Origin of the sequence: Fusibacillus kribbianus (genome assembly GCF_030053595.1) — a bacterium.
Taxonomy (GTDB): Bacteria; Bacillota; Clostridia; order Lachnospirales; family Lachnospiraceae; genus Lientehia; species Lientehia kribbiana.
The window spans coordinates 1-23,914 of record NZ_JASGBQ010000013.1 but is presented as its reverse complement, the minus strand read 5'-3'; the positions used below and the strand labels follow the sequence as shown (position 1 = coordinate 23,914).

22 protein-coding genes, 2 tRNA genes and 1 other annotated feature are annotated in these 23,914 nt (G+C 51.1%); of the genes, 3 read left to right on the top strand and 21 right to left on the bottom strand.

The genetic code is table 11. The features are described from left to right. Window positions 1–62: 62 nt before the first annotated feature. From smpB to pheS, 6 genes are all read right to left on the bottom strand, one after another. A complete protein-coding gene (gene smpB / locus QJ036_RS08310) occupies window positions 63–530 on the bottom strand; it encodes an SsrA-binding protein SmpB (protein WP_283230926.1) in 468 nt (155 codons plus the stop codon). Then, window positions 527–2,716, bottom strand: a complete 2,190-nt coding sequence (gene rnr, locus QJ036_RS08305; protein WP_283230925.1) for a ribonuclease R — start codon at window positions 2,714–2,716, stop codon at window positions 527–529. The genes smpB and rnr overlap by 4 nt, the downstream gene beginning before the upstream one ends. Before the next feature lie 127 nt (window positions 2,717–2,843). Next, window positions 2,844–3,080 (bottom strand): preprotein translocase subunit SecG, encoded by a 237-nt coding sequence (gene secG, locus QJ036_RS08300; RefSeq protein ID WP_283230924.1) that lies wholly within the window; start codon window positions 3,078–3,080, stop codon window positions 2,844–2,846. Between the two features lie 68 nt (window positions 3,081–3,148). Continuing rightward, the gene (gene eno / locus QJ036_RS08295; RefSeq protein WP_283230923.1) at window positions 3,149–4,453 is read right to left on the bottom strand and encodes a phosphopyruvate hydratase; all 1,305 of its coding nucleotides are present in this window, start codon (window positions 4,451–4,453) and stop codon (window positions 3,149–3,151) included. Window positions 4,454–4,598: 145 nt separating this feature from the next. Then, window positions 4,599–7,019, bottom strand: a complete 2,421-nt coding sequence (pheT, locus tag QJ036_RS08290; protein WP_283230922.1) for a phenylalanine--tRNA ligase subunit beta — start codon at window positions 7,017–7,019, stop codon at window positions 4,599–4,601. Between the two features lie 22 nt (window positions 7,020–7,041). Next, a complete protein-coding gene (gene pheS, locus QJ036_RS08285) occupies window positions 7,042–8,061 on the bottom strand; it encodes a phenylalanine--tRNA ligase subunit alpha (protein ID WP_283230921.1) in 1,020 nt (339 codons plus the stop codon). 202 nt (window positions 8,062–8,263) lie between these two features. Further along, window positions 8,264–8,492 (bottom strand) — a binding site (T-box leader). Window positions 8,493–8,658: 166 nt separating this feature from the next. On the opposite strand from pheS, the gene QJ036_RS08280 reads away from it, so the two are divergent. Beyond that, complete coding sequence (locus QJ036_RS08280; protein WP_283230920.1) at window positions 8,659–9,492, top strand: YihY/virulence factor BrkB family protein; 834 nt, start codon at window positions 8,659–8,661, stop codon at window positions 9,490–9,492. A gap of 195 nt (window positions 9,493–9,687) precedes the next feature. On the opposite strand, the gene QJ036_RS08275 is transcribed toward QJ036_RS08280, so the two are convergent. Both QJ036_RS08275 and QJ036_RS08270 read right to left on the bottom strand, forming a co-directional pair. Further along, window positions 9,688–10,254: an MATE family efflux transporter gene (locus tag QJ036_RS08275; protein ID WP_283230919.1), complete on the bottom strand. Its 567-nt coding sequence runs from the start codon at window positions 10,252–10,254 to the stop codon at window positions 9,688–9,690. Then, a complete protein-coding gene (locus tag QJ036_RS08270; RefSeq protein ID WP_283230918.1) occupies window positions 10,255–11,046 on the bottom strand; it encodes an MATE family efflux transporter in 792 nt (263 codons plus the stop codon). Between the two features lie 161 nt (window positions 11,047–11,207). Here QJ036_RS08270 and QJ036_RS08265 point away from each other — a divergent pair, with 161 nt between their 5' ends. Further along, on the top strand, window positions 11,208–11,735 hold the full coding sequence (locus QJ036_RS08265; protein WP_283230917.1) for a TetR/AcrR family transcriptional regulator: 528 nt from the start codon (window positions 11,208–11,210) through the stop codon (window positions 11,733–11,735). A gap of 164 nt (window positions 11,736–11,899) precedes the next feature. Here QJ036_RS08265 and QJ036_RS08260 read toward each other — a convergent pair whose 3' ends face one another. The 13 genes from QJ036_RS08260 to QJ036_RS08200 form a co-directional block, all read right to left on the bottom strand. Then, window positions 11,900–12,094 (bottom strand): hypothetical protein, encoded by a 195-nt coding sequence (locus tag QJ036_RS08260; protein WP_283230916.1) that lies wholly within the window; start codon window positions 12,092–12,094, stop codon window positions 11,900–11,902. Between the two features lie 17 nt (window positions 12,095–12,111). Then, window positions 12,112–12,495: a DUF3847 domain-containing protein gene (locus QJ036_RS08255; protein WP_283230915.1), complete on the bottom strand. Its 384-nt coding sequence runs from the start codon at window positions 12,493–12,495 to the stop codon at window positions 12,112–12,114. Between the two features lie 226 nt (window positions 12,496–12,721). After that, a complete protein-coding gene (locus QJ036_RS08250; protein WP_283230914.1) occupies window positions 12,722–16,348 on the bottom strand; it encodes a lectin-like protein in 3,627 nt (1,208 codons plus the stop codon). A gap of 138 nt (window positions 16,349–16,486) precedes the next feature. Continuing rightward, entirely contained in the window at window positions 16,487–16,990 is a 504-nt protein-coding gene (locus QJ036_RS08245) for a hypothetical protein (protein ID WP_283230913.1), read from the bottom strand. Between the two features lie 70 nt (window positions 16,991–17,060). Further along, window positions 17,061–17,255, bottom strand: a complete 195-nt coding sequence (locus QJ036_RS08240) for a hypothetical protein (RefSeq protein ID WP_283230912.1) — start codon at window positions 17,253–17,255, stop codon at window positions 17,061–17,063. Window positions 17,256–17,902: 647 nt separating this feature from the next. Continuing rightward, the gene (locus tag QJ036_RS08235; RefSeq protein WP_283230911.1) at window positions 17,903–18,571 is read right to left on the bottom strand and encodes an LbetaH domain-containing protein; all 669 of its coding nucleotides are present in this window, start codon (window positions 18,569–18,571) and stop codon (window positions 17,903–17,905) included. Between the two features lie 51 nt (window positions 18,572–18,622). Beyond that, a complete protein-coding gene (locus QJ036_RS08230; protein WP_283230910.1) occupies window positions 18,623–19,558 on the bottom strand; it encodes an AEC family transporter in 936 nt (311 codons plus the stop codon). A 75-nt stretch (window positions 19,559–19,633) separates the two neighbouring features. Continuing rightward, a complete protein-coding gene (locus tag QJ036_RS08225) occupies window positions 19,634–19,768 on the bottom strand; it encodes a hypothetical protein (protein WP_283230909.1) in 135 nt (44 codons plus the stop codon). Between the two features lie 16 nt (window positions 19,769–19,784). Beyond that, complete coding sequence (locus QJ036_RS08220; RefSeq protein ID WP_283230908.1) at window positions 19,785–20,921, bottom strand: sodium ion-translocating decarboxylase subunit beta; 1,137 nt, start codon at window positions 20,919–20,921, stop codon at window positions 19,785–19,787. Between the two features lie 207 nt (window positions 20,922–21,128). Then, window positions 21,129–22,196 (bottom strand): sporulation integral membrane protein YtvI, encoded by a 1,068-nt coding sequence (gene ytvI / locus QJ036_RS08215; RefSeq protein WP_283230907.1) that lies wholly within the window; start codon window positions 22,194–22,196, stop codon window positions 21,129–21,131. Window positions 22,197–22,272: 76 nt separating this feature from the next. After that, window positions 22,273–22,968, bottom strand: a complete 696-nt coding sequence (locus QJ036_RS08210; protein WP_283230906.1) for an LrgB family protein — start codon at window positions 22,966–22,968, stop codon at window positions 22,273–22,275. Then, window positions 22,961–23,329, bottom strand: a complete 369-nt coding sequence (locus QJ036_RS08205; protein WP_283230905.1) for a CidA/LrgA family protein — start codon at window positions 23,327–23,329, stop codon at window positions 22,961–22,963. Before QJ036_RS08205 ends, QJ036_RS08210 begins: the two co-directional genes overlap by 8 nt. 91 nt (window positions 23,330–23,420) lie before the next feature. Next, window positions 23,421–23,505, bottom strand: a tRNA-Leu gene (locus QJ036_RS08200). Window positions 23,506–23,699: 194 nt separating this feature from the next. Here QJ036_RS08200 and QJ036_RS08195 point away from each other — a divergent pair. Beyond that, window positions 23,700–23,784: transfer RNA gene (locus QJ036_RS08195), tRNA-Leu, on the top strand. The last annotated feature ends 130 nt before the right edge of the window (window positions 23,785–23,914 follow it).

The window sequence follows — 23,914 nt, the reverse complement described above, 5'->3', positions numbered from 1 at the left end:
TATGCCGTTTTTCCAATGCCGCCGGTGGAAGACATCCCCATGCCGGGGATATGCAGTCTGTCTTATCCCAGATTTCGAATCTTAAATTCCTTCTCTGCCTCTCTTTTCTGATCCTTCTTTGCAATGTCCGCCCGCTTGTCATAAAGCTTCTTGCCCCGTGCAAGGCCAACCTCCACCTTTACCAGACTTCCCTTAAAGTAAACCTTCAGCGGCACCAGCGTATATCCCTTCTGCTGAAGCTTTCCATATACCTTGTTGATCTCATAGCGGTGCATCAGAAGTTTCCGGATTCTCAGCGGATCCTTGTTGAAAATGTTCCCCTTCTCATAGGGGCTGATGTGCATGCCGTACACAAAGACCTCACCGTTTTCAATCTTTATGAACGACTCCTTGATGCTGCATTTTCCCATACGAACAGACTTGACCTCTGTGCCTGAAAGGGAAATTCCCGCCTCATAGGTATCATCGATAAAATAATCGTGGTAGGCCTTCTTATTGTTGGCCACCAGCTTGTAGCTGTCCTTGCTCATTCTTCATCCTCACCTTCCGGTAAAAAATCAATGGTACAGCCGACCGTATCTACAGAAATGACGCGTACTCTAAGACGCTGTCCCAGACTGTACACCTTTCCAGTGGAAACTCCCACCAGCCGGTGTCTGTTCTCATCATACTCATAATAATCTCCATCCAGTGCCGACAGAGAAATCATGCCCTCCACCGTGTTGGGAAGCTCCACATACATTCCCCAGCCAGTCACGCCGGACACCACACCGTCATAGCTTTGTCCGATGTGTCCCGCCATATACTGGCATTTTTTCATCTTCTCTACTTCCCGTTCCGCCTCATCCGCCTGCCGCTCCTTTGAGGAGCACTGGCTGCAGACGCCCGGGAGAATCTCTTCATAATGCTCTTTTCTCCGGTCCGTCATCCCACCCGCCAGACATTCGCCCATGATCCGATGGATCTGCAGATCCGGATAACGACGGATCGGTGAGGTAAAATGACAGTAGTACCTGGCCGCAAGGCCAAAATGGCCGATACACTCCGGCTGATAGCTGGCCCGTTTCATGGAACGCAAGGTCAGTCGGCTGATCAGCGCCTCCTCCGGGGAATCCTGGATCCCGGCAAGCAGCTTCTGAAGCTCTTTGGGATGGATCTCCTCCTGTCCCATTTTCAGGTGATACCCAAAATTGCTGATTAAGAGCGCCAGCTCTCTAATCTTCTCCGAATCCGGCTTTTCATGGGTCCGGTAAACAAAGGGCTGTCCCTGCCAGTAAAAATCTTCGGCTACCGTCTCATTGGCAAGCAGCATAAAATCCTCAATGAGCATGGTCGCTGCGTTTCGCTCATAAGGCCTGATCTCTACCGGACGGCCCTTTTCATCCAGCAGGATCTTGCTTTCAGGAAAATCAAAATCAATGGATCCCCGCTTTTTCCGTTTTTCACGAAGAAGGTCCGAAAGCTCCTTCATCCGGCGAAACAGGGGAACAAACTCTTCATACTCTGAAGTAAGATTCTCATCCCCCTCCAGAATGGCATTGACTGCCGTATAGGTCATACGCCGGTCCACCAGAATGACCGATTTCGTAAGCTCATGGCCCAGCACCCGCCCTTTTTCATCGATCTCCATGATGCAGCTGAAAGCCAGCCGCGGCACGCCCTCATTGAGGGAACAGATTCCATTGGACAGCTCCTTCGGAAGCATAGGGATCACCCGGTCCGTCAGATAAACGCTGGTCCCCCTGGACAGCGCTTCCCGGTCAAGCGCTGTTCCTTCTTTCACATAATGAGAAACATCTGCAATATGGACACCCAGCCGGAATAATCCGTTTTCCTTGGAAAGGGTAATGGCGTCATCCAGATCCTTGGCGTCCTCACCGTCAATGGTGACCGTGGGAAGGCTCCTCAGATCCCGGCGCCCCTCATATTCCTCCGAAAGGACCTCCGACGGGATCCCTGCCACCTCTGAAAGCACCTCCGGCGGAAATTCCGCCTCGAAGCCATAGGCCTTTGCCACAGAAAGAATGTCCACTCCCGGCTCGTCCAGGCGTCCCAGGATCTCCAGAACGCGGCCCTCCGGATTTTTCCGCTCGCTCCCGTAATCTATGATCTCCACCAGAACTCTCTCGCCTGTGGAAGCCTCCATGGAGGCCTCCTCCGGAATAAAAATATCACTTCCCAGTCTTTGGTTGATGGGCACGGCAAAGCCAAAATGCCTGCATTTTTCATAGGTGGCAACCACTTCCCGGTGTGCCCGCTCCAAAACGCGGACCACGCGGCCCTCCGGATTTTTCCGTTTCCTGTTTTCTTTTCCGTAAAGAAGAACAACCTGAACCGTATCACCGTCCATGGCATTCAAAGAGTCCTGCTCAGCAACAAAAATGTCCGGTTCCTTTTCCTTTCCCGGAATCGGTTCTCTAGCCACAAAACCGAAGCCCTTCCGGTTTCCGATGAAGGTCCCCCTGACCAGAAAATTTTCCGCCAGGGCATATTTTCCCCGTTTGGAAATGCCGATCTTCCCCTCCGCCAGAAGGACATCCAGAACAGCCTGAAGCCTGGGCCTTTCCTCCTTCGGCACACCGAGAAGAATCGCCAGCTCCTTCACCTTCATGGGCACATAATCCTTATGGCGCATCAGTGCAAGAAGCCGATCCTTCCGCGCTACGAGGGACTGATCTGTTTCCGGTCCCTCTGTATGATCTATCTGATTCCTCATGATTCTCCTTTTGAAGCTGCCCTTTCAGACAGGGCAGATATACAAAAAGGGATTCATCGCCGCCTAAGGCGTATCCTTTGTGCCTTGGCAGATAATGAATCCCATCTTCTCCGCTATAAGTTCCAAATTAAAGCATATTCAGAACAAGAGCCAGTACTAGGAATAAAAGCGCTCCGTACTTGGTAACCTTCTCAAGCTTACCCTCAATGGAACGTCCTTTATTCTTGCCCCAGAAGGTCTCTGCAGCGCCGCTGATGGAACCGGTCAAGCCTGCGGATTTTCCTTCCTGAAGCAGTACGATCACGATCAATGCCAAACTTATAATTAAAAAAACAACAGTTAAAATTACTTTTAATACAGCCATTTTCACACCTCCTACGGTCAAACATAAATAGTCTACCATAAAAGGACAGGATTGGCAACTAGTTTTTTCTAAAATGTCCCAAAGGGATTCTCAAATACTGCACACATTCCCAGTTGTTCCTCGATGCGTAAAAGCTGGTTGTATTTTGCATTTCTGTCGGAACGGCAGGGCGCCCCCGTCTTGATCTGTCCTGCTCCCGATGCCACGGCAATATCAGCAATGATGGAGTCCTCCGTCTCCCCGGACCGGTGGGAAATCACCGCGTGATAACCGGCCTTCTGGGCCATATCGGTAGCCGCAAATGCCTCCGTCAGAGTACCGATCTGGTTCACCTTCACCAGGATGGCATTGGCAAGCTTCTGATCGATTCCCCGCCTCAGTCGTTCCGTGTTTGTCACAAACAGATCATCTCCCACCAGCTGGATCCGCTCCCCCAGCCTTCCGGTGAGAAGCTTCCAGCCGCACCAGTCCTCCTCATGGAGCCCGTCCTCAATGGATACAATGGGATAACGGTTTACCAGATTTTCATAATAATCCACCATTTCCTCCCGGAGCCTGAGAATCTCTTTTCCGCTCATTCTGCTCTCGCCGGGAAAATAATAGACGTCCCGCTCCTCATCGTACAGCTCGCTGGATGCCGCATCCATGGCAATGGCCATGTCCACGCCGGGCCTAACTCTGCATTTTTCCATGGCCTCCACCAAAAGATTCAGCACCGATTCCGTGTCAGGCAGGTCAGGAGCAAAGCCACCCTCGTCTCCCACCGCAGTGGAAAGTCCCCGGCTCTTCAGAATCTCTTTCAGAGTGTGGTACACCTCCACACAGGAACGAAGTCCTTCGGAAAAGCTTTCCGCCCCCACCGGCATGATCATGAATTCCTGCAGATCCACCGTATTATCTGCATGTTTTCCTCCGTTTAACACATTCATCATGGGCACCGGCATCCGGTTCGTATAAATTCCTCCCAAATAGGAAAACAACGGAAGTCCAAGAGCCTTTGCCGCGGCTCGTGACACAGCCATGGATACTCCGAGAATGGCATTGGCTCCGAGATTTTCCTTGTTTTCTGTTCCGTCTGCCCGGATGAGAAGTCCATCGATCCTTCCCTGTTCTGCCGCATTCTGATTGAGCAATGCGTGGGCCAGCACGGTGTTCACATGGTCCACGGCCTTTTTCACTCCTAACCCCCGGTAACGCTCCCCTCCGTCTCTCAGCTCCACCGCCTCGAATTTTCCTGTGGATGCTCCGGACGGAACGCTGGCCCGTCCTGTGACTCCGTTTTCCAGAATCACCTCCGCCTCTACGGTAGGATTCCCCCGGGAATCCAGAATTTCTCTTCCCCTGACTGCTGTGATCTTCAAATATCTGTCCATAATGTTCTCCTTCTCCGTATGAAACTCTTCCTTCAGAGTTATTATAAGGAAAAGGAAAAATCTTATTCAGACCGGCCCTTCATATTTTTTCCATAACAAACGGCAGCCACCTGTTCCGTGACTGCCGCATCGTTATCTGATTTTTTTATCCGCGAAGCTCGATACCCATGGACTTCAGCTCCCCAAGGATCTTTTCCATGATCTCGTTTACATCCTTATCCTCCAGAGTTCTGTCCTGAGCCCGGAAGGTAATGGAATATGCCACCGACTTCTTGCCCTCTGCGATCTGAGAACCTTCATAAAGGTCAAACAGATGATAGGACTCCAGAAGCTTTCCGCCCTTCTTTTCAATGACGGCTTCCACCTGACCCACCATGATATTCTTATCCATAACCATGCTGATGTCTCTGGTAACTGCCGGGAATCTGGCAATTCCGGTGTACTTTCTGTCAAAGGACGCACATTCCACAACCTTCGGCATATCCAGAACAGCCACATAAGCTCTGTCGCCGATGCTGTAATTGTCAAGGACCTCCGGATGAACCTCGCCCAGATATCCCATCACCTGACCGTGGTAAGAGATCTCTGCCTGACGTCCCGGATGGAGGAACGGCTTTCCTGCCTGGGGATCATAGGTGATCCTGTCGGTCATACCCAGCTTGTCAAAAATTTCCTCGATGACACCCTTCAGGGTAAAGAAATCGCCTTCGCCATAGAAGCCAAGAGTCATCTGCATTCTCTCGTCGGGAAGCTCCGTCAGAGGAAGTGCCTTGGGCAGATAGATATTGCCCAGCTCATAAAGCTTCACATTTTTGTTTCTTCTATTATAATTGGTTGCCAGGGAAGTCAGCATTCCATTTAAAGAAATAGTTCTCATAATGCTGTAATCCTCACCCAGAGGGTTCAGTATGGTGACTGTCTTTCTCAGAGGAGAATCTTCGGGAAGAAGAAGCTTATCAAATGCCTTCGGGCTTTCGAAGGAATAGGTCATTCCCTGGGAATACCCGCAGAACTCTGCCACCTCGCGGACAGCCTCCTCCACACGAAGCTTAAAGGAAAGCTTTCCGGTCGTTGCCTCACCAGAAGGAAGTGTGGTGGGGATATTGGCATAGCCAAAAAATCTTGCCACCTCCTCGGCAATATCAGCCTCGCAGCCCAGATCCTGACGGAAGGTGGGAGCGATGACCTCGCCGGTTTCTTTATCGTATCCGATTTCCAGCGGTCCAAAGTAGGAAAGCATCTCCTCCCTGGAAATGTCAGTTCCCAGGAAACGGTTGATCTTTTCCGGATTAAAGGGAATCCGCTTCGGCTCCGGCTTGCTGGAGCACACATCGATCATGCCGCCGACCACTTCGCCGCAGCCCAGCTCCTCAATGAGCTGGCAGGCCCGGTTGATGGCCTCCTCCGCATTGTTGGGATCAAGGCCCTTTTCATATTTTCCCGATGCATCCGTGCGAAGTCCCAGTCTTCTGGCCGACAGACGGTTGTTGGTTCCATCAAAGCAGGCGGACTCAAAGAGCACCGTCTTTACCTGATCGGTAATCTTGGAATTCTCTCCGCCCATGATACCGGCAATGCCGATCTCCTTTTCCGCATCGTTGATCATCAGAATATCTTTGTCAAGAGTTCTCATCTGTCCATCCAGAGTCTGGAATACATCCCCGTCCTTTGCCCGCTTTACAATGATCTTATGACCGGCAATGGTATCCAGATCGAAGGCATGCATGGGCTGGCCGTATTCCTCCATCACATAATTGGTGATATCCACCAGATTATTGATGGGACGGATCCCGCTGGCCGCCAGACGGCGCTGCATCCACTCAGGAGAAGGACCGATCTTAATATTCTTTACCACGCGGCCGCAGTAACGAGGGCAGAGCTCCGTGTCCACCACTTCCACCGAGGCATAATCATGGACATCCTCGTCATTTCCCTTTACCACCGGATGAGGCGGTATAAACTTCTTTCCGAAAGTAGCTGCCGCTTCTCTGGCAATTCCCAGAACACTGTAGCAGTCCACCCGGTTGGAGGTGATCTCATACTCAAAAACCACATCATGAAGGCCAAGGAGTTCTACGGCATCAGCACCGACAGGCGCATCCTCCTTCATAATATAAATACCAAACTCGGGAGCATCAGGATACATATCCCTGGAAGAACCCAGCTCCTCAATGGAGCACATCATTCCACAGGATTCAATTCCGCGAAGCTTGCCCTTCTTGATCTTAATTCCGTCTTCCGGCATGGGGCCGCCGTCATGGCCACCTGCCACTTTGCCACCATCCAGTACCACCGGAACCTTGTCTCCCACCTTCACGTTGGGCGCACCGGTTACGATCTGAACGGTTTCTGTTCCGATATCCACCTGGCAGACAATAAGCTTATCTGCATCGGGATGCTGTTCGATGGATAAGATCTGGCCCACCACGATCTTTTCCAGGTTTTTATCCAGACACTCATAGCCCTCAACCTTGGTTCCGGAAAGGGTCATGGCGTCGGTGTATTCCTGAGCTGTCACGTCAAGGTCAGGAACGTATGCTTTAATCCAGGATAATGCTGTATTCATAATGTTTTCCTTCCTCTCTTTCTTAGAACTGCTTCAGGAAACGGATGTCGTTTTCATACAGAAGACGCATGTCATCGATCTCATACTTGAGAAGGGCGATACGTTCCAGTCCCACACCAAATGCAAAACCGGAATACGCCTCCGGATCAATGTTGCACATACGAAGTACATTGGGATGCACCATACCACAGCCAAGGATCTCGATCCAGCCGCTGCCCTTGCAGAAACGGCAGCCCTTGCCATGACACTTGAAGCAGCTCACGTCCACCTCAGCACTGGGCTCCGTGAACGGGAAATGATGAGGGCGGAACTTCACCTTGGTGTCCTCACCGAACAGCTCTCTTGCGAACTCCTGCAGCGTTCCCTTCAGGTCTGCAAACGTGATGTTCTTATCGATTACAAGGCCTTCGATCTGATGGAAGGAAGGAGAATGGGTGGCGTCCACCTCGTCGGAACGGAATACGCGTCCCGGTGCGATCATGCGGATCGGCAGCTTCCCCTTCTCCATGGTACGCACCTGTACCGGGGAAGTCTGGCTGCGGAGCAGAATGCTGTCATTGATGTAGAAGGTGTCCTGCTCATCTCTGGCCGGATGTCCCTTGGGAATGTTCAGAGCTTCGAAATTGTAATAATCGTATTCCACCTCGGGGCCTTCCACGACCTCATAGCCCATGCCCACAAAAATACGCTCTACTTCTTCCAGAGCGATCATGTTGGGATGCTTGTGTCCCACATGATTTTTTCTGGCAGGAAGCGTCACGTCAATGACCTCGCGCTTCAGTTTTTCTTCTCTGGCTTTCTTTGCCAGCCTTGCCTTCGTCTCTTCCAGCTTTTCCTCAATCACCGCGCGGGTCTCATTGACCATCTGTCCCACCTTTGGACGATCCTCGGCGCTCACATTCTTCATTCCCTTAAGAACACTGGTTAACTCACCCTTTTTGCCCAGGTAAGCCACACGGATTTCATTAAGGCTTTCCAATGCATCAGCAGCGGCGATCCGCTCAAGGGCCGCCTGTCTGATCTGTTCCAGCTTTTCCTTCATAATAATCTCCTTTTAGTCTCTTTTTTTCCATCCGCTCCTGCGCCATGCGTCGCTCCTGTGCCTTTCGGCACTCTCGCTCGCGGGCTGGCGCCCTATACCGCTCTGCCCGACTGCTCAGCGGGCTGCAAGCAGCCCCCTCTCGTCGGGCAAGCGGTGCATGGCTTGTAGCTTTCGCGTAAAAAAATCCCTTTGCCATCACTGGCAAAGGGACGAATTGCTCGCGGTACCACCCTGATTTCTGCGCATTACGCAGACGCTCAACTGCCGTTTAACGGACGGCTCCGTCATCTCCTACTTTGCATCAATTCAGTTCGGATATGCAGCTCCGGTGGGAACCTCAATGCCTGCCTGAACTTAAGGGGGCTTTCAGCCGGTGGCCTCCTCTCTCTGATAGAAAACAGTGCATCTACTAACACCTTCAACGCCTTTTGCATATGATAATAATAGAAAACCTATGACATATTTTAACATAAAACCTATTGTTGTCAAGGATTTTTTAACCTTTGGTTTTCCTGTCTCCCTTGAAATTCGAAACGCAACATGATATACTTCACTGAAAACAAAGTGCTCTAATTTATGTTATGACAGAGGTGTCCTATGAAGAAGCTGAAGCGGTTTCTGGAAAAATTTTTCCAGCTTATTTTTGACGACAAGATTTCTGTGTATGCGGCACAGGTTTCTTTTTTTGTTACGATTTCCGCCATTCCTATTGTCATGCTGATCGTTCCTCTGATTCAGTTTTTTATCCCCTATTCCCAGGAGACGGTAATGAAAATGATTCTGTCAGTACTTCCCAATTCTCCGGAAGTGCAGGATCTGATTGCCAGCATTCTCAACGACGTTTACACCAACTCGGCCACAACGATCATTTCCGTGTCCGCCGTCACCACACTGTGGTCCGCCTCCAAAGGCATCTACTCTCTCCAGCAGGGATTAAACAATATTGTTGAAGCAAAGGAGACAAGAAATGTTGTGATCCAGCGGCTTTTGTCCATTGTTTATACGATCGGCTTTGTTTTCATCCTGATATTCACGATCGGCGTGCTTCTGTTCGGAAACCGGATCCAGATGCTTTTGGAATCCTGGTTTCCTCATCTGGCTTATTTTTCCGGTATCATCATCCTGTTCCGCACCGGGCTTTCCATTGCCCTTTTCCTTCTGTTCTTTGTACTGATCTACACCATCCTGCCCAACAAAAAGCTGTCTTTCCTGAAACAGATTCCGGGGGCCGCCTTTACCGCTCTTGGATGGCTGATTTTTTCCTATGTCTACTCCCTCTATGTAGACCACATAGCCAATTTTTCCTATATTTACGGCAGCCTGACCGCCCTGATCCTGTTGATGCTGTGGCTCTATATCTGCATGAATATCGTCCTCTTGGGAGCTGAACTGAACAAGCTCCTCGATGACCATTGGAAAAATCGGCACTGATCTGCGCAATCAATTCCCGGCAGCTGGGCGGGGTCGTAACAAAGTAATATCAAATTTTCGCGGGGATAAAGCCTACAAGGTCATTGGAAATACAGATATTCTGCCGCCGCTTGACGCTGCCGAAGGTTCGTCCTATGGTGATGACTAAATTGCTGTTCATGTAAAGAACCTCCCTTTCAATTTAAATCGCTAAAATTAATCCGTTGCCGGCTTCATTTTGGATTTCATTTTCCGCATGGAGAAAATATACAGCAGCGCAACCAGTAACAGGGAAAGCACATCCGCCACAGGCTGTGCCCAGACAAGCCCCGTAATGCCAAGCAGAGTCTGCATGATGAACACCGCGGGAATGTATATGATTCCCTGTCGGCTTAAATTCACGACCAGTGCCGCAGTGGCAGCGCCCATGGCCTGAAGCGCGTTGCAAAGCACATAGAAAAGGCCGAACAGGAAGCTGGTGCTCAGCAGAATGCGGGAGAACTGCATTTCGAAATCAAACGCGGTCTGGTCCGTCAGGAAAGCGTGTACGATCTGCTCTGTAAACAGGTAACAGATTCCTGTCATCGCAACGCTGAGCAGCAGTGCGAACACAATGGAGAAATTCATGATCTTTTTGAACCGTTCCCACTTCTTTGCCCCTACACAAAACCCGATCAGCGGCTGGACTCCCTGCCCTATGCCTACGCAGATCATGCCGGTGATCATGGTCACCTTCGCCGCCACTCCCATGCCCGCAACAGCCATATTCCCGTAACGGGCCATCTAGCTGTTCAGGATGATCTGGGAGACGCTCATGAGCAGAGACCCCAGGGAAGCGGGAATGCCAATGGCCAGCACTCCGGTGCAGACCTTATTCCGCACGGTAAAGTCCCTGGGATGGATACTGAGGACAGATTTTCCCCGCAGGAAGTAAATAATATAGTAAACCGCACCAAACACGTTGCCGATCACCGTGGCGATGGCAGCACCTGCGATGCCCCAGTCAAAGAGCAGAATCATGATGGGATCGAGAATCACATTCACGAGATTTCCCAGAAGCTGTCCCATCATAGCCTTGCCCGCCTGCCCTTCGGCGCGAATCACGTTGGAGTAGCAGTTGGAGACTACGACAAAGATACCTCCCAGGCTGACGATGGTGAGATATGTTCTCGCAGGACCCGACGTGGCGGCGTCTGCGCCTACTATAGCAAGGATCTGATCCATAAATGCCAAAAAAAGGACAGAGAGTACGGCTCCGGTGATGACGCAGCCCCACATACAGAAGGAACAGACCTTCTTTGCATAGTCTGAGCGTCCCTCTCCCAATGCCCGGGAGATTACCGAGACGCCACCCACACCGAAGATCGTTCCTATCGCCATAAAGAGAAGGAACACCGGCATAGCCAGAGACACGGCGGCAATCAGAATATCGTTATGAGTCTGACCGATAAAGAAGGTATCTGCCAGGTTGTAGATCAGCACCATCACCATGGCGGCCATGGCGGGCAGCACATTTTTCAGCACCGCCTTCGGTACAGGCGCGTTGCTGAATACTTCCAGATTTTTATTTTCCATTGAAATCACCTTTCCTTTTACCTTGACATTGCGAAACAGGTGCGATACAATGCTGTCCATAAACGAGACACAATGTATCACATAGGGGGCATTGTACATCAGCTCTGCTGAAATATCAATATGATTCCGAAAAATGAGACAAAAGGAGGGCATTTTGTATCATGAAAAAAAATGAGGGCTATTCCGTGAAGCGAGAGATCAAGGATGCGGTCATGGAGCTTATGGCAGAGAAGCGTTATATGGACATCACGGTAACGGATATCGTCACCCGCGCCGGAGTGGCGAGGGCGTCCTTTTACCGGAATTTCAATTCGATCAATGATGTAATTGATGCTATCTCCGATGAGATGTCCGAAGAGCTGCTCGAAGATATCTCGCCGATCCTCCTCCGCAGTGACGAGAGAAAGTGGCGGGAGTTTCTGTTCAATCATTTCTACCGGATCGCGCGGCGGCAAAAGCAGATGAAAAAAATCCGTTTTGAAAATATATCTGTAATATTTACCAGAACTGAGGACAGGATCCAGCAAAGCGTATCCCTGTTCCCTGAGGATACGATACAGGACAAGTATCTTTCTGTTGGAAAAATGGGCCTGATCAACAGCGTCACAAAGAAATGGGTGGACACCGGCATGAAGGAAACGCCGGAGGAGATGATCGATTTTCTTATGTCCTTCATCACCAGGCTTTGATGAATACAACCTTTAAGAGCAGACACTTTACAAAATTTCAGAAGCTAAACAGAACGGGCGATGGATATCCGCAGCCCACCGCCCTTTTGCCGGGTGGTCGTAAAACAGTAAAATCAAAAAATGGTGAAAACCTTGAGTTTTCAAGTAGTGCGGCGTGACTCCGGTCACGCCGTTTCCTCTTTCATCAGCTCATTCAGCGGGATGAAGCCCAGCCCGTCGATACCCACATACTTGTGCGCCGTCTGAATGAACTTCTCAATGTTTTCATTCTGTCGTTCCTGTACTTCAATTTTCTGCTGCAAGGTGATGCACTCAGCCTCCAACTGCTTCTGCTCCGTTTCATAGGTCAGGCTCAGCATATCGAAGCGGTCATCACTCAGCCGCCCGCTGGCGTTGTCCTCGTAAATTCTGATGAACAGCCGTTCAGCTCAGCGATGCGGTTTTCATTCCGTTCCAGCCGTTTTCTGCGGATACGGATTTGCTCACCGCTTTCCGGCCGGAGCTGTTCTTCCATCACAGTACGGAAATGTGCCTCATGACGCAGAATGTAGCCTGTCACAGCCTGAATGTGTTTCAGGACTACACGCTCCACAGCGGCCCCACGGGTGATAAGATGGTGCGCCCGCTTCCGTCGGTCGCCTTTTTCATAATAGGTGATACGATTTTCAAACTGCTGCTGTTTGTGTTGGAGCTGGACAAGCTGACGCTCATTGGTAGCGATCTCGGCTTTCAGTTCCGGGATGGTTTTCTGTTTCGGCATAATACATGACCGCCTTTTTGATAGGATGGGATGAATAAAGACCGCCTACTTTTTCAGTAGACGGTCTGGCTGATAGTATGGAATTTTCAGACTTTTCGGCGGGGACTGTCTGCGTCAGAAAATTGTATCCGCCGCAAAGCGCGCTGGAATAGCTGCGTAAGCAGCGCAAGGGAGGCACTCCCTTGTTCGGAGCGAAGTGACGCAAAACAGCCTTATGGTCTTGCCGTCATTCTCTCAGATGGTAGAGTAAAGCGGGCCTGTCCAGATTCTCGGACAGATACAAATCAGTTCCATCTATATAGTAATAATGAACCGTATTCTGCCCAGTCACAACAATACCGACGCTTTCGATCCGGTAGGGTGCGGTTTCCGTTTCTCCGGAACTGTACCAAACCGTTACCTCTCTGTTTTGCTTGAAATCAATGAATTGAACCCGGGAGTGCTCATTTTCATCCAGCTTCCAATCGCCGATCAGAGAATCCGGGGAGTGGGGTTCGGAAAGGCTGGCGGGATACTCTGCGCCAGAATAGGCGATAATATTTCTCGTCGCTTCTCCGCTGCCCGGATTGACGCTTGCCATAGCAATTGCGTTTCCTTCATGCAGGAGTTGTACATACACTTCCCAACATCGTCCGGATGGCCAGTAGGACAAATCGGACTGAAGATACTGCACGCGCATATCTTCCGGAACGCCCAGACTGATTTTCAGGTTTTCCAGCTGCTCATCTGTCAGGATCCCGCCGGAGGAAGCGGCAGGCTCCCATTCTTCCACCGCTTGCGTTTCATCCAGAACATACGTCTCTGCAGTTCCAACGGACACATAAGGCAAGTCCGAATCCGTCAGCGTAAGGACCAGCGTTCCGTCCAAATTGTCCACAAGCTGTCCGGCCGCATGATAGCCGCCTGACGGACCCAGGTAGTAAAAATCTCCCGTGGTTCCCTGGAAGGTGGCTTCCGCGTGATCGATCGAGGCGATGCGGGGCCAAAAAACAGTAAATGTAGCTGTATTGCCATCCACCTGATGGACCGTAAGGGTGTTTCCGGGATCCTGGGACGAAACATAAACGCCGCACTTCAGCCTGCTGGAGTCGGTGACCGCAGGCTCTTGTGCACCGTCCCACTCACAGATATATCCGCTCTGTTCATAGAGGTTATCGTTTGCAAGGTCATTCCAGCCCTTCGGCCAGACGGCGGCACAGGTCTCATTGGGGGCCACATTGGAGGAGTTGTTGGGCTCCCCCTCGTTCCAGTTGGTATAGGACCACGGCTCTCCGGTCACCCAGGCCCAGGCGCCGCTGTCATCCAGGTTGGCTCCGATCCAGAGATTGGCATCCTGCACATTCAGCGCTTCGATCGCCGCCTGCTCCTCCGCCGACGTAATGGTAGCCAGATGCCCGCCCTCATCCTCACAGGCCTTCTTCGCCTCTTCCCACGTCAGCGTCTCATAGGTAATCTGATAGAAATGGGATTCCCCCGGCTTCACATCCACTGTGGCCACAGGATCCGACACGTCTCCGAATCCCGGATAGAACGGGTATCCGGCCAGGCCGTCCTTTTCCGCAACCCGGAGGTACTCGGTTTCCGGAGACACCGCGCCTGTGGGATCCGTCAGCGTAAACTCATAGATGCCCGGTTCCAGATCAATTTGAAAAGCGTCTGCCTCCCGGACAGAGTAGGTGCGGGACTCTCCACGTTGCAAATTCCCGGCGGACGCATCCGGCAGCGTGTCCGTATTGAGCCGGGTAATGCGAAGATCATAGTTGTCGCACAATCTCCCATCCCACCGGTAAACAAACAGCTTTGCCTTCCCGTCGATGGAAACCATCCTGCGGCCTTTCTCATCCCGCAGGAGAGAGCTGGGAATCCCGGCTTTTGTCCCCATGGCCCAATCCACCATGGCAACCTGCTTTGCGGTCAGCTGCCCGCTCTGGCACATAGAATACGCCGTGTACGTCAGGACAGACCGGAATTCGCTGAATGTGATATCCGCGTTCGCAATCCCGAACATGGATCGATAGAACAGCCGGGCAAGATCATTGGTGGAAAGGGGCTCATACCGGCTCGGATTGACGGAAGGCTGCGTCATCAGCCAGGCGGCGTGGGTGATGACCGTGCAGTTTGAATGGACACCGCCCCGGTCATTCACTCTGTCCAGCGGATCCTTCCAGTTTTTCCCTTCGTATTCCGCCGGGTATTTCCCCTTGCTTCCCTCCGGGTCCATGAGGCTTCTGTCGGAATTATGGACCCAGTCGCAGCTTCCGGTGTACCACTCTTCAAACAGCTCTCCGAAAATATCCGCGTAAGCCTCCATCAGAGCGCCGGATTCGCCGTAATAGGTCAGATTACAGATGGACAGCTGTACATTGTGGGTATACTCGTGCGCAATTATATCGTCGCTGAGCGTACTGTCTTTTCCCAAGACAATGATTGCCCCGGGAATACCCGGCAGCTGTCTGGAAGAGGAGTTTGTACTGTCCCCTCCCCGGTTGTCATTGAAAAAGGCCCAAGTAGGTCCCCACTCGTCATCATAGCCATTTCTTTTGAGAACTGTCTGATAAAAGTCAAACGCTGCCGCCGTACGGGTCATAACTGTGACGGCCTCTTTGTTTCTGAAATACGGCGTATTGCTGATAACCTCTGTCACTGTATGAATGGGATTATTCTCAAGGGGATACTTGATCTGGAAATGGAATCCCCAGCAACCGTGTTCGCTGATGACTGTCCCGTTCTGGTCCCGGATGACAAACGAACCGTTATCCTCTCCGGATATCGTCACCACTGTACCGTCATCGCCGATCCATTTTCCGTCTTCCCACTTGTAAAAATGCCCTTTTTCCCCGTCAAGAATGCCGTACATTTCATCAAGGCCCTTGAGAGTATTGCCATTGTTATTGTAAACGGTAATTCCCCGCTCCTCATCCGCCAATTCATATTTTCCCTTGTCAGTTGTCCGGCAGAAAAATCCATTCTCCCCTTCAAAAAGGGTTCCATGAATATCCTTCCCGGATGCCAGGACCGTGTCTGTTCTCACAAGGGAATCCGTTCCCAGACACCGGCCATCCATTGCGGAAATAAAGCAAAGCTCCAGTGTTTCCCCAGCACAGCAATCAATCAACCACGCCAGTTCCGGCTTCTCCCCGTTCCGGGGATAGATCACAAGACCCTCAGAGGTCAGATTGGCCTGATCGGAATACTGTCCCGCGGCCGCTGCCAGCGCCGCTTCTTCTGAGAGCTTTGGCTCCACGGAGATGTCTTCCAGCGGCTCATAACCGGAAGAAAGCATCTGCGCGGTTCCCTCCGCGCTTGCCGACACCACCACGCTGCGGCCATATACGGGAACGCCGTGATACATTTGCCGGAATCTATAATACGTGTCGCCCAGGACCTCCCTCCGGTCCGCGGCTTCCAGCTCTTCCGCCGGAGACTCAATTCCCAGCAGCGCCGCCACATCGCCGACAGCGTCTTGCGCGGATCGCTCGTCCGTAATCTGGCGGTCCGTGAAATGCGCCGGCAAAACGGCAGAAGACGTCAGCCCGGAGGATTCCTGCAAAGTCTTTTCCCTGGGGAAAACGCAGAAACCCACCGCGAGCAAAATGACAAGCCCCACCGCGATTACAATTCTGCTGGTATGACGTACCTTTCCCCGAGGACGCTCTTTCGTCTGCGCAGCGCCCGCGGCGCTCCACCGCTGAGTAGCTCCCTGCGCTTCCTGAACCTCCGCGGGACGGGCGGCTTTGCCGTCAGCTCCGCCGGCTGATTCTTTGCGTGGAAGGGCGAACGCTCTTCCGCAGGCTCCGCAGACCTTTGCGTTATCCGGCATCTTTGCGCCGCAGTATCCACAGTATTTTGCCATTTCAACCCCACCTTTCAAATACCGGTCCCACTTTGTGTATCCAGAATGTACCGCACAGGAGCCTGCCAGGACGCCCCTGAAGGCTGCGAGCGGTGGTACTTTCCCTGATTTTCGGGATACGGCCGGCCGCCGCCGAAGCTACGCAAAATAGACCAGGAATACCAGCGCGCTGCACAGGAATGTGAGCACCAGTTCCACGACGACTGCCGTTTTCTTTTTCCCCTTATCCCACAACAGGTTTCCCAGATATATGATCCCAAACCCTGCGAAGAAAGCAATCGCCAGCACAAAAAAGCCGCCCACCAGATCCATGATCAGCGCAATGATCTTTACCTTGATTACGCATTCATTCAGCTCGCGCAGGAATTCATAAAACACCATGTAAAGCGGCAGAAACGGAAGCGTGTTCAGGCCTGCATACAGCTTTCTGGGAAGGCCCTTCAGCTTGTCCGCATCAAATTCCTCCGCTTCCATGATCATGGATACAAAGCCATACAGACCCAGCCACAGAACAACGGAAATGATCCAGAAGTATTTCAGCACAAACGTAACGATCACGCTGACCGTTTCAAACCCGAACGCAAGCGCGACAAGCGCAATTAAAACAATAAAGATCCACGGAATCGTGAAAAAAACCGTCATAATTTCCTTCTCCTTTCAATCATTTGCGGGGCATAAATCCGCCCTTCCATCATCTTTTTGACAAAACGGCTTATTGGCCGACCTGGACGGTCAGCTCTCCGCCTGTGGTCAGCTCGTCGATCCGTTTGCTGGGAGAAGGCGTCAGAGACAGGCTGCAGAGCACCGCATCATCGTCCGCCGTGCTCCGGGAGCCGCCGTCTTCGCTGTAAACCAATGCGATCCGGTTCCCGACATAAGGTGTCGATCGCCTTTTCTTCTTCGGCAATTTCTGCGTTCATGCGGTCGGTATCTGCCATACCCTCTGCGGCCTGTTGCCCTGCTTTTTCTGCATGATCCCAAAAGCCATACCAGTTCCTCCTTATTTCGAATATGTATTTCAAAGCCTCTTTTTCTCTTGTGGATCATTTCCGTGTGCAGAGCCGCTGCATTGCAGGAGGTAATCTGTCGCGGGGTTCCTGATGTGTATTTCAAAGAGTAATTATACGCTTGTAGCATTTCTTTTTCAACACTGTGCAGTGCATTTCGCCATGATATTGATGTATTTTACACCGAAAGTATGCAGGCTTATCTGCCTGATATACAGCACTTCTCTGCCTCCTCGTAGTTTTCACCCTGGAGGGAGATCAGGTTGCAGGCATTGTCTTTCATCTGTGGCAGCCAGTAAACGATAAACTCGTTGTATTCCCTTGGTGTCATCCCGAGAGTTTTCAGGATCTCCTGCAGAAAGGCTGCCGTGTCCCTCTTTTCTGCAGCCGGCCAAAAACAAAAGCATGAGGAGGACGCTCAAAAGCAGCGGCATACAGGGCCTTTTGGATGGGGTCCTCCGTTTTTCTCCTGACAGGCCCCTTCTCTGCTTCATGAACATCCCCCTCTCTGAATGGCATCTCAGGTGCCATTATTTTTCAGTAAGCTTTAGTCCACCCGCTTTACGATCTCTCCCTGATTTTTGTAAATGGAATCTGCCGGAACAAAGCCCCGTACCATGGACAGCGGATAAATGCTGGTGTTCCGTCCCACAACGGAACCGGGATTCACGATGGTGCCGCAGCCCACCTCCACAAAATCGCCCAGCATGCCGCCAACCTTTTTCCGCCCTGTTTCCAGCCGGACATCGCCGGCCTTGACTACGACCAGCTTCTTGTCGGACTTCACATTGGAGGTAATGGAGCCAGCCCCCATATGGGCCTTATAACCCAAAATAGAATCGCCCACATAGTTGTAATGGGGCACCTGCACGTTGTCAAACAGGATCACATTCTTGAGCTCTGTGGAATTTCCCACAACTGCATTGTTTCCCACCAGGGCGTTTCCCCGGATGAAGGCACAGTGGCGGACCTCCGTTTCCTTTCCGATGATGGCCGGCCCCGCAATGGAGGCTGTGGGGGCGATCACTGCCGATTTTGCCGCCCAGATATGTTCTCCGATCTCCTCATATTCTTCCCTGGGAAGGCTTTTTCCAAGCTCCGTAATAAAATCGCCCAAACCGGCCAGCGCCTCCCAGGGATATGTAAACTGCATGAGATAAGGCGCCGCCAGGGTATGGCTCAGATCATAAAGCTCTGTAATTTTCATTTTATCCATATAGTGTCATTCTCCTCGCAAATTGTTGCATTCAGTATAGCATTTTTTCTATTATATTGCAAACAACGTTACCAGGGCAGTCATGACCACCAGACTGACGATAATGCTGCAGGAATTGCAGGCACTTGCCAGCTCCGTATCACTGCCCACCTTATCCGTATACGCGAGAGCCGCCACGGAAAGGGGTGAAAAGGCCGCCAACGTCAATGCCTGACGGATCTGCACGGGAAACGGAAGCAGGAAATAAAAGCAGAGTGCCACCAGAACACTGATGCCATACCGCCACGCAAAAAGCCGCACCATCTCCTTAAGCTTCTCCGGTGCCAGCCGGATCTCAAACATCATGCCGATCATAAACATGGAAAGGAACGGGTTTGCATTGGCCGCAATGCCGGTGAAGGTGAGAACGGGGGCCGGCAGCTTCAGATGACACAGGGAAAGGAGCAGCATCACCGCATAGGTAAGCAGGGGTGTCGAACGAACCAGTCTCTTTCCGATTTCCTTGACCTTCTTCCCCAGACTGACGCTTTTTCCGCTTCCTCTTCTGCTGTCCATTTCCGCCACAATGGCATAGGTGGTGCCGGTACACATCATGGAATTTCCCGCATCAAACAGGCAGGTAGCCACAACACCGGAGGCCCCCAGAAAATTCTGGACAAAAGGCAGGGTAAAGCAGCCGATGCTGTAGCCGGGATAATTGAGCATCCGAAGCTTTCTGGTGCTCCAGTCGGCTCCCCTGCCGAATGCCATGGCAGCTGCCAGAAGCACCAGATTACCGAAGAGCCCCAGAGCAAACATGAGCAAAAGCCACGGTTCCACCTCCGTGGAGGAAAAATTGACGATGATCGTCGCCGGAAGGGTCACATTCAGCACAATCTTTGAAACAAGCCGATGATCATCCTTCCCGAAAAATCCCACTCTTTTCAGCACATAGCCCAGTACAATAATGAGCAGGAACGAGCCCGCCCGCACAAAAATGTCTGTCACGATCTTATCCTCTGTTTTTCATAATATTTACCAAATGAATTATAGCACAACAGAGCGATTTCGTCGACAGAGGTTTCAGTTCTTCTGTTCCCTGCCGCCTCCGATTTTCCCCATCAGCCATACAAAAAGAACAAGGATCAGGATCGCCGCAAAAATGCCGCCCATCCCCTTCGCCATAATCTCCAGTGAGATCAGAAAATTATTCCACATGCTTTTTCTCCCCTTTCTACAGAAACTGTGTGACAAGGCTGATCACAAGACCGCCTGCCACCACCGACGCGATCTGCCCGGACACATTGGCCCCGGCCGCCTGCATGATGAGAATATTACCCGGCTTTTCCTCCATAGCCAGCTTCTGTACGACTCTTGAGGACATGGGAAAAGCGGATATGCCGGCCGCCCCGATCATCGGATTGATCTTTTTCTTTCGGAACAGGTTGATAAACCTGGCAAAAAGAACGCCTCCGATGGTATCAAAAACAAAGGCCAGAAGGCCGATTCCCATGATCATCAGAGTCTTTCCATTGACAAAGACCTCTGCCCTCATACTGAAGGAAATGGTGATACCGAGAAGCAGCGTGATCAGGTTCGCCAGTGTCGTCTGGGCCGTCTCGGAAAGATTTCCCAAAACACCGCATTCCCTCAGAAGATTTCCGAACATCAAAAATCCTACCAGCGCCACGGCGGAAGGAGCCAGAAGTCCGACGATAAACGTCACGACGATGGGGAATGCGATCCTCATGGCCTTTGATACCCTGCCCGGCTGGTAATCCATCGTGATCTGCCTCTCTTTTTTCGTCGTCACCAGCTTAATGGCCAATGGCTGCACAATGGGAACCAGCGCCATATAGGAATAAGCAGCCACGGCAATGGGACCGATATAATTGGAATGAAGGATTTGGGATACCAGAATGGACGTAGGGCCGTCAGCTGCCCCGATGATTCCGATGGATGCTGCATCCTTCAGGGGAAAGCCCATGAGACAGGCCGCCGATATGGCAAAAAAGATGCCGAACTGAGCCGCTGCCCCAAAGAAAAACATGACCGGCTGCTGAAGCAGCGGACCGAAATCGATCATGGCGCCGATCCCGATAAACAAAAGGATCGGCATGGCCTCCGATGCCTCAATTCCCACCTCAAACAGCCACTGGATGATTCCGCCGGTCTCACCGACCCCCTCCAGCACCTGATTAATGACACCGCTCATGGGCAGATTCACCAGAATGGCACCAAAGCCCATAGGCAAAAGCAATGCCGGTTCATACTGCTTCTTCACCGCCAGCCAGATAAGCGCCAGGCCGACTGCATACATGACGGCCTGCTGCCAGGTCACTGCCATAATTCCTTCCAACAAAAAATCCATCGTAACCTCTCCTTTCTTCATTGGCTGCAATAAAAAGGGCAAGGCCTTCATTGCAGCATCATTTGCTGCAATAAAAGTCTTGCCATTTCAATTCCCAGCGGATCTTTCAATCGTACTGACGCTGCGGAATCCAGAAGTCTGCCGGCTACTCCCTCTTATTGATACTGTTATAATATACCACTTTTCCCTGTTTGTACAGTCTGAATTTTATTTCCAGAGATGAATGGTCCCCTCATCATTCATTTTCTTTAACACCGTTGCCATAATGGGAAACAGGAAAATACCCCAGATTCCCATAAACTTACCGCCCGCAAAAATGCAGATCAAAGTGACGATGGGATGAAGCCCCACCTGCTGGCCAATGATCTTGGGCTCCAAAAACTGCCGTACTGCCGTGATGATCACATACAGGATCAAAATGCCCACACCCATTCCCATGTTGCCCAGAATGCAGGCGATGATCCCCCATGGAATCAGTACCGTTCCGGTACCGAGAACCGGCAGGATATCCACGATAGCAGTCAGAAAAGCATAGAAAAACGCCATGTCCACCCGAAGGATCTTGAACCCGATGAAAAGCTCCACAAAGGTGATGCACATCAAAAGCAGATAGACCCGGAGGATCCTGCCGACCATGGTTCTTGCGTTTCGGAACACCTCTGTCACGATTCCTCTCCTCTTCGAAGGGATCTGACGGAGCACAAATTCCTTTATAGTCTCCAGATCCGCGGTAAAGAAAAAGGAGGAAATGATCGTAAAAACGAGCTGGAGCAGAAGTCCCGGAAATGCCACCACATACGATGCACCGAGGCTGATGACCGCACCAGAGCCCTTCTGAATCAGATTCTGTACGGTATTTTCCATGGAACCTGCAATTTCAATGAGGCGGTCCTGATTTTCCGGAAAGCTGGAAGCGATCTTTTCCACCAGAAGATTTAACTGAGGTTCAATGTGGGACTCATAGTAGCCGGGCAGCTGCATGGCTCCACGCTGGATAAAGCCGAAGATCTTCGCTCCGAAAAAATAGATCAGTGATCCGAACAGCAGGTAAAAGAGGATCACAGCCAGAGGCGACCATAATTTCCGGCTCACCTTTGTTTTATCGGTCAGAAAACGGATCAGCGGATTTAAAAGAACGGCGATCGCTAATCCGATCACAAAAGGCAGAAAAATGGGAAAAAGCTTCTTTAGTACAACATAAAACACTCCCACCACAATAATAAAAAATAAAAAATTAATGATAAACGCTTTCCGCTTGTTAAGTTTTTCGTCCATGCTCTCTCCCGCCTGTACACTAAAGCTTTCTTCTACTTTACCATATTATTCCGGAAGCCACAACCATTTCCCGCCATTACGGGATCAAACCGGAAAAAACAGGTGCCAGAATAACCGTTACAACACCCGCCACTACCACAGCCAGACTGGACATGGCGCCCTCCAGCTCGCCGAACTCCAGAGCCTTGCTGGTTGCCATGGCATGGGCGGAATTGCCGCAGGCCAGGCCAACGGCAATGGGATTTGTGATTTTAAGAAAGCGAAGAAACGTCTTTGCCACGATACTCCCGAAGATACCGGTAACTGCCACTGCCGCCACCGTCACAGTGGGAATACCTCCCAGCTCCTCCGTTACCCCTACGGCAATGGCCGTAGTAATGGATTTTGCCTGCAGGGAATGATAAATCGTTCCATCCATCCGAAACAGTGCGCACAGCCCCCAGATGGAAAGGGCAGCCGTCAGGCATCCGCTGAAAATGCTGATGAGGATCGCCGCCAGGTTTTTCTTCAGGACCTTCACCTGCCGGTACATGGGGATAGCAAGACACACGGTGCAGGGCGTCAGAAAGTAGGTGATCTTGGATGCTCCCGCATCAAAAACTTCGTAATCGATGCGAAAGAACAGAAGGACTGCCACACAGACAACAGCGCTGATCAGCAGTGGATTGCAGATGGTATAGGGAAACCGTTTTTGAATCGTCAGTCCGATCCAGTAGGCCGCCAGAGCCAGAAAAAATCCAAAATAAACACTTTCCGTAAGAATCTCATTCATGGCTTTCCTCCCTGTCTCCTCTCTTTCTCATGATCGCCTGGGCCACCCAGCCGGTCACCGCCATCACAAGGACGGTGCTTACAATACAGATGATCAGAATCGGAACGATCTGATCCGCAATCTCTCCAACCACGGTCATCAGGCTGACGCAGGGGCCGACAAAAAGAATCGGCATGATCTTCACAAGGAAGTCCCCCACATCCTCCACCTGCCTGAGCTTGATCCCCCCGCTCATCAGACAGAGAAACATGAGCACCAGCCCGTAAACACTCCCCGGAACCGGAAAAGGTAAGAGCCGGTTTAAAAGCTCTCCCACAAACGATACCGCCATGATGACAGCCAGCTGTCTGATATATTTCATACAATCCACCATAGCATCTTATTCCTCCATGAAAATTTTTCCAAATATAATCGACATGAAAACAGCCTCTTCCTTTCAGAAGAGGCTGCAGTGCAGTTGGAGGGACTTGAACCCTCACGAGCGTAATGCTCACATGAACCTGAATCATGCGCGTATGCCAATTCCGCCACAACTGCATATGTAATTTTCCTTTCGTTTCTGTGATTTCTCACCACCGAACGAAATGTAGTATACCTTAAATTTTCGCAGATGTCAACACAATTAGTAAAAAAAGTTCAAAAAATTTTTTTGGTGTTTTTTTGTCAGAAAACCATTGACAATTTCACAAGTCAATGGTATTATAATAGTCGCGTCAGTTAAATGACGGTTCGCAGTTGTGGCGGAATTGGCATACGCGCTAGACTAAGGATCTAGTGAGCATTGCGCTCGTGCGGGTTCAAGTCCCGCCAACTGCACGAAGAGGGGGCTGTAAAATAAGTCCCTGATTAAGAAGCGCCAACTCCGGCAAATGTCGGTTTTGGCGTTTCTTTGTATGAATTTTTCTATTTCTGAGCAAGTCTGCATCTTTTGGTATAAAAAATGGTG

Bases quoted from the DNA above. Each gene is read 5' to 3' on its own strand.
- QJ036_RS08270 (WP_283230918.1), bottom strand. From the start codon at position 11,046: ATGGAAAATAAAAATCTGGAAGTATTCAGCAACGCGCCTGTACCGAAG.
- QJ036_RS08260 (WP_283230916.1), bottom strand. From the start codon at position 12,094: ATGCTGAGCCTGACCTATGAAACGGAGCAGAAGCAGTTGGAGGCTGAG.
- QJ036_RS08265 (WP_283230917.1), top strand. From the start codon at position 11,208: ATGAAAAAAAATGAGGGCTATTCCGTGAAGCGAGAGATCAAGGATGCG.
- QJ036_RS08205 (WP_283230905.1), bottom strand. From the start codon at position 23,329: ATGAAATATATCAGACAGCTGGCTGTCATCATGGCGGTATCGTTTGTG.
- QJ036_RS08280 (WP_283230920.1), top strand. From the start codon at position 8,659: ATGAAGAAGCTGAAGCGGTTTCTGGAAAAATTTTTCCAGCTTATTTTT.
- QJ036_RS08255 (WP_283230915.1), bottom strand. From the start codon at position 12,495: ATGCCGAAACAGAAAACCATCCCGGAACTGAAAGCCGAGATCGCTACC.
- QJ036_RS08235 (WP_283230911.1), bottom strand. From the start codon at position 18,571: ATGGATAAAATGAAAATTACAGAGCTTTATGATCTGAGCCATACCCTG.
- eno (WP_283230923.1), bottom strand. From the start codon at position 4,453: ATGGACAGATATTTGAAGATCACAGCAGTCAGGGGAAGAGAAATTCTG.
- smpB (WP_283230926.1), bottom strand. From the start codon at position 530: ATGAGCAAGGACAGCTACAAGCTGGTGGCCAACAATAAGAAGGCCTAC.
- secG (WP_283230924.1), bottom strand. From the start codon at position 3,080: ATGGCTGTATTAAAAGTAATTTTAACTGTTGTTTTTTTAATTATAAGT.
- QJ036_RS08225 (WP_283230909.1), bottom strand. From the start codon at position 19,768: ATGTGGAATAATTTTCTGATCTCACTGGAGATTATGGCGAAGGGGATG.
- QJ036_RS08245 (WP_283230913.1), bottom strand. From the start codon at position 16,990: ATGACGGTTTTTTTCACGATTCCGTGGATCTTTATTGTTTTAATTGCG.
- QJ036_RS08250 (WP_283230914.1), bottom strand. From the start codon at position 16,348: ATGGCAAAATACTGTGGATACTGCGGCGCAAAGATGCCGGATAACGCA.
- QJ036_RS08220 (WP_283230908.1), bottom strand. From the start codon at position 20,921: ATGGATTTTTTGTTGGAAGGAATTATGGCAGTGACCTGGCAGCAGGCC.
- pheT (WP_283230922.1), bottom strand. From the start codon at position 7,019: ATGAATACAGCATTATCCTGGATTAAAGCATACGTTCCTGACCTTGAC.
- rnr (WP_283230925.1), bottom strand. From the start codon at position 2,716: ATGAGGAATCAGATAGATCATACAGAGGGACCGGAAACAGATCAGTCC.
- QJ036_RS08275 (WP_283230919.1), bottom strand. From the start codon at position 10,254: ATGGCCCGTTACGGGAATATGGCTGTTGCGGGCATGGGAGTGGCGGCG.
- QJ036_RS08210 (WP_283230906.1), bottom strand. From the start codon at position 22,968: ATGAATGAGATTCTTACGGAAAGTGTTTATTTTGGATTTTTTCTGGCT.
- pheS (WP_283230921.1), bottom strand. From the start codon at position 8,061: ATGAAGGAAAAGCTGGAACAGATCAGACAGGCGGCCCTTGAGCGGATC.
- ytvI (WP_283230907.1), bottom strand. From the start codon at position 22,196: ATGGACGAAAAACTTAACAAGCGGAAAGCGTTTATCATTAATTTTTTA.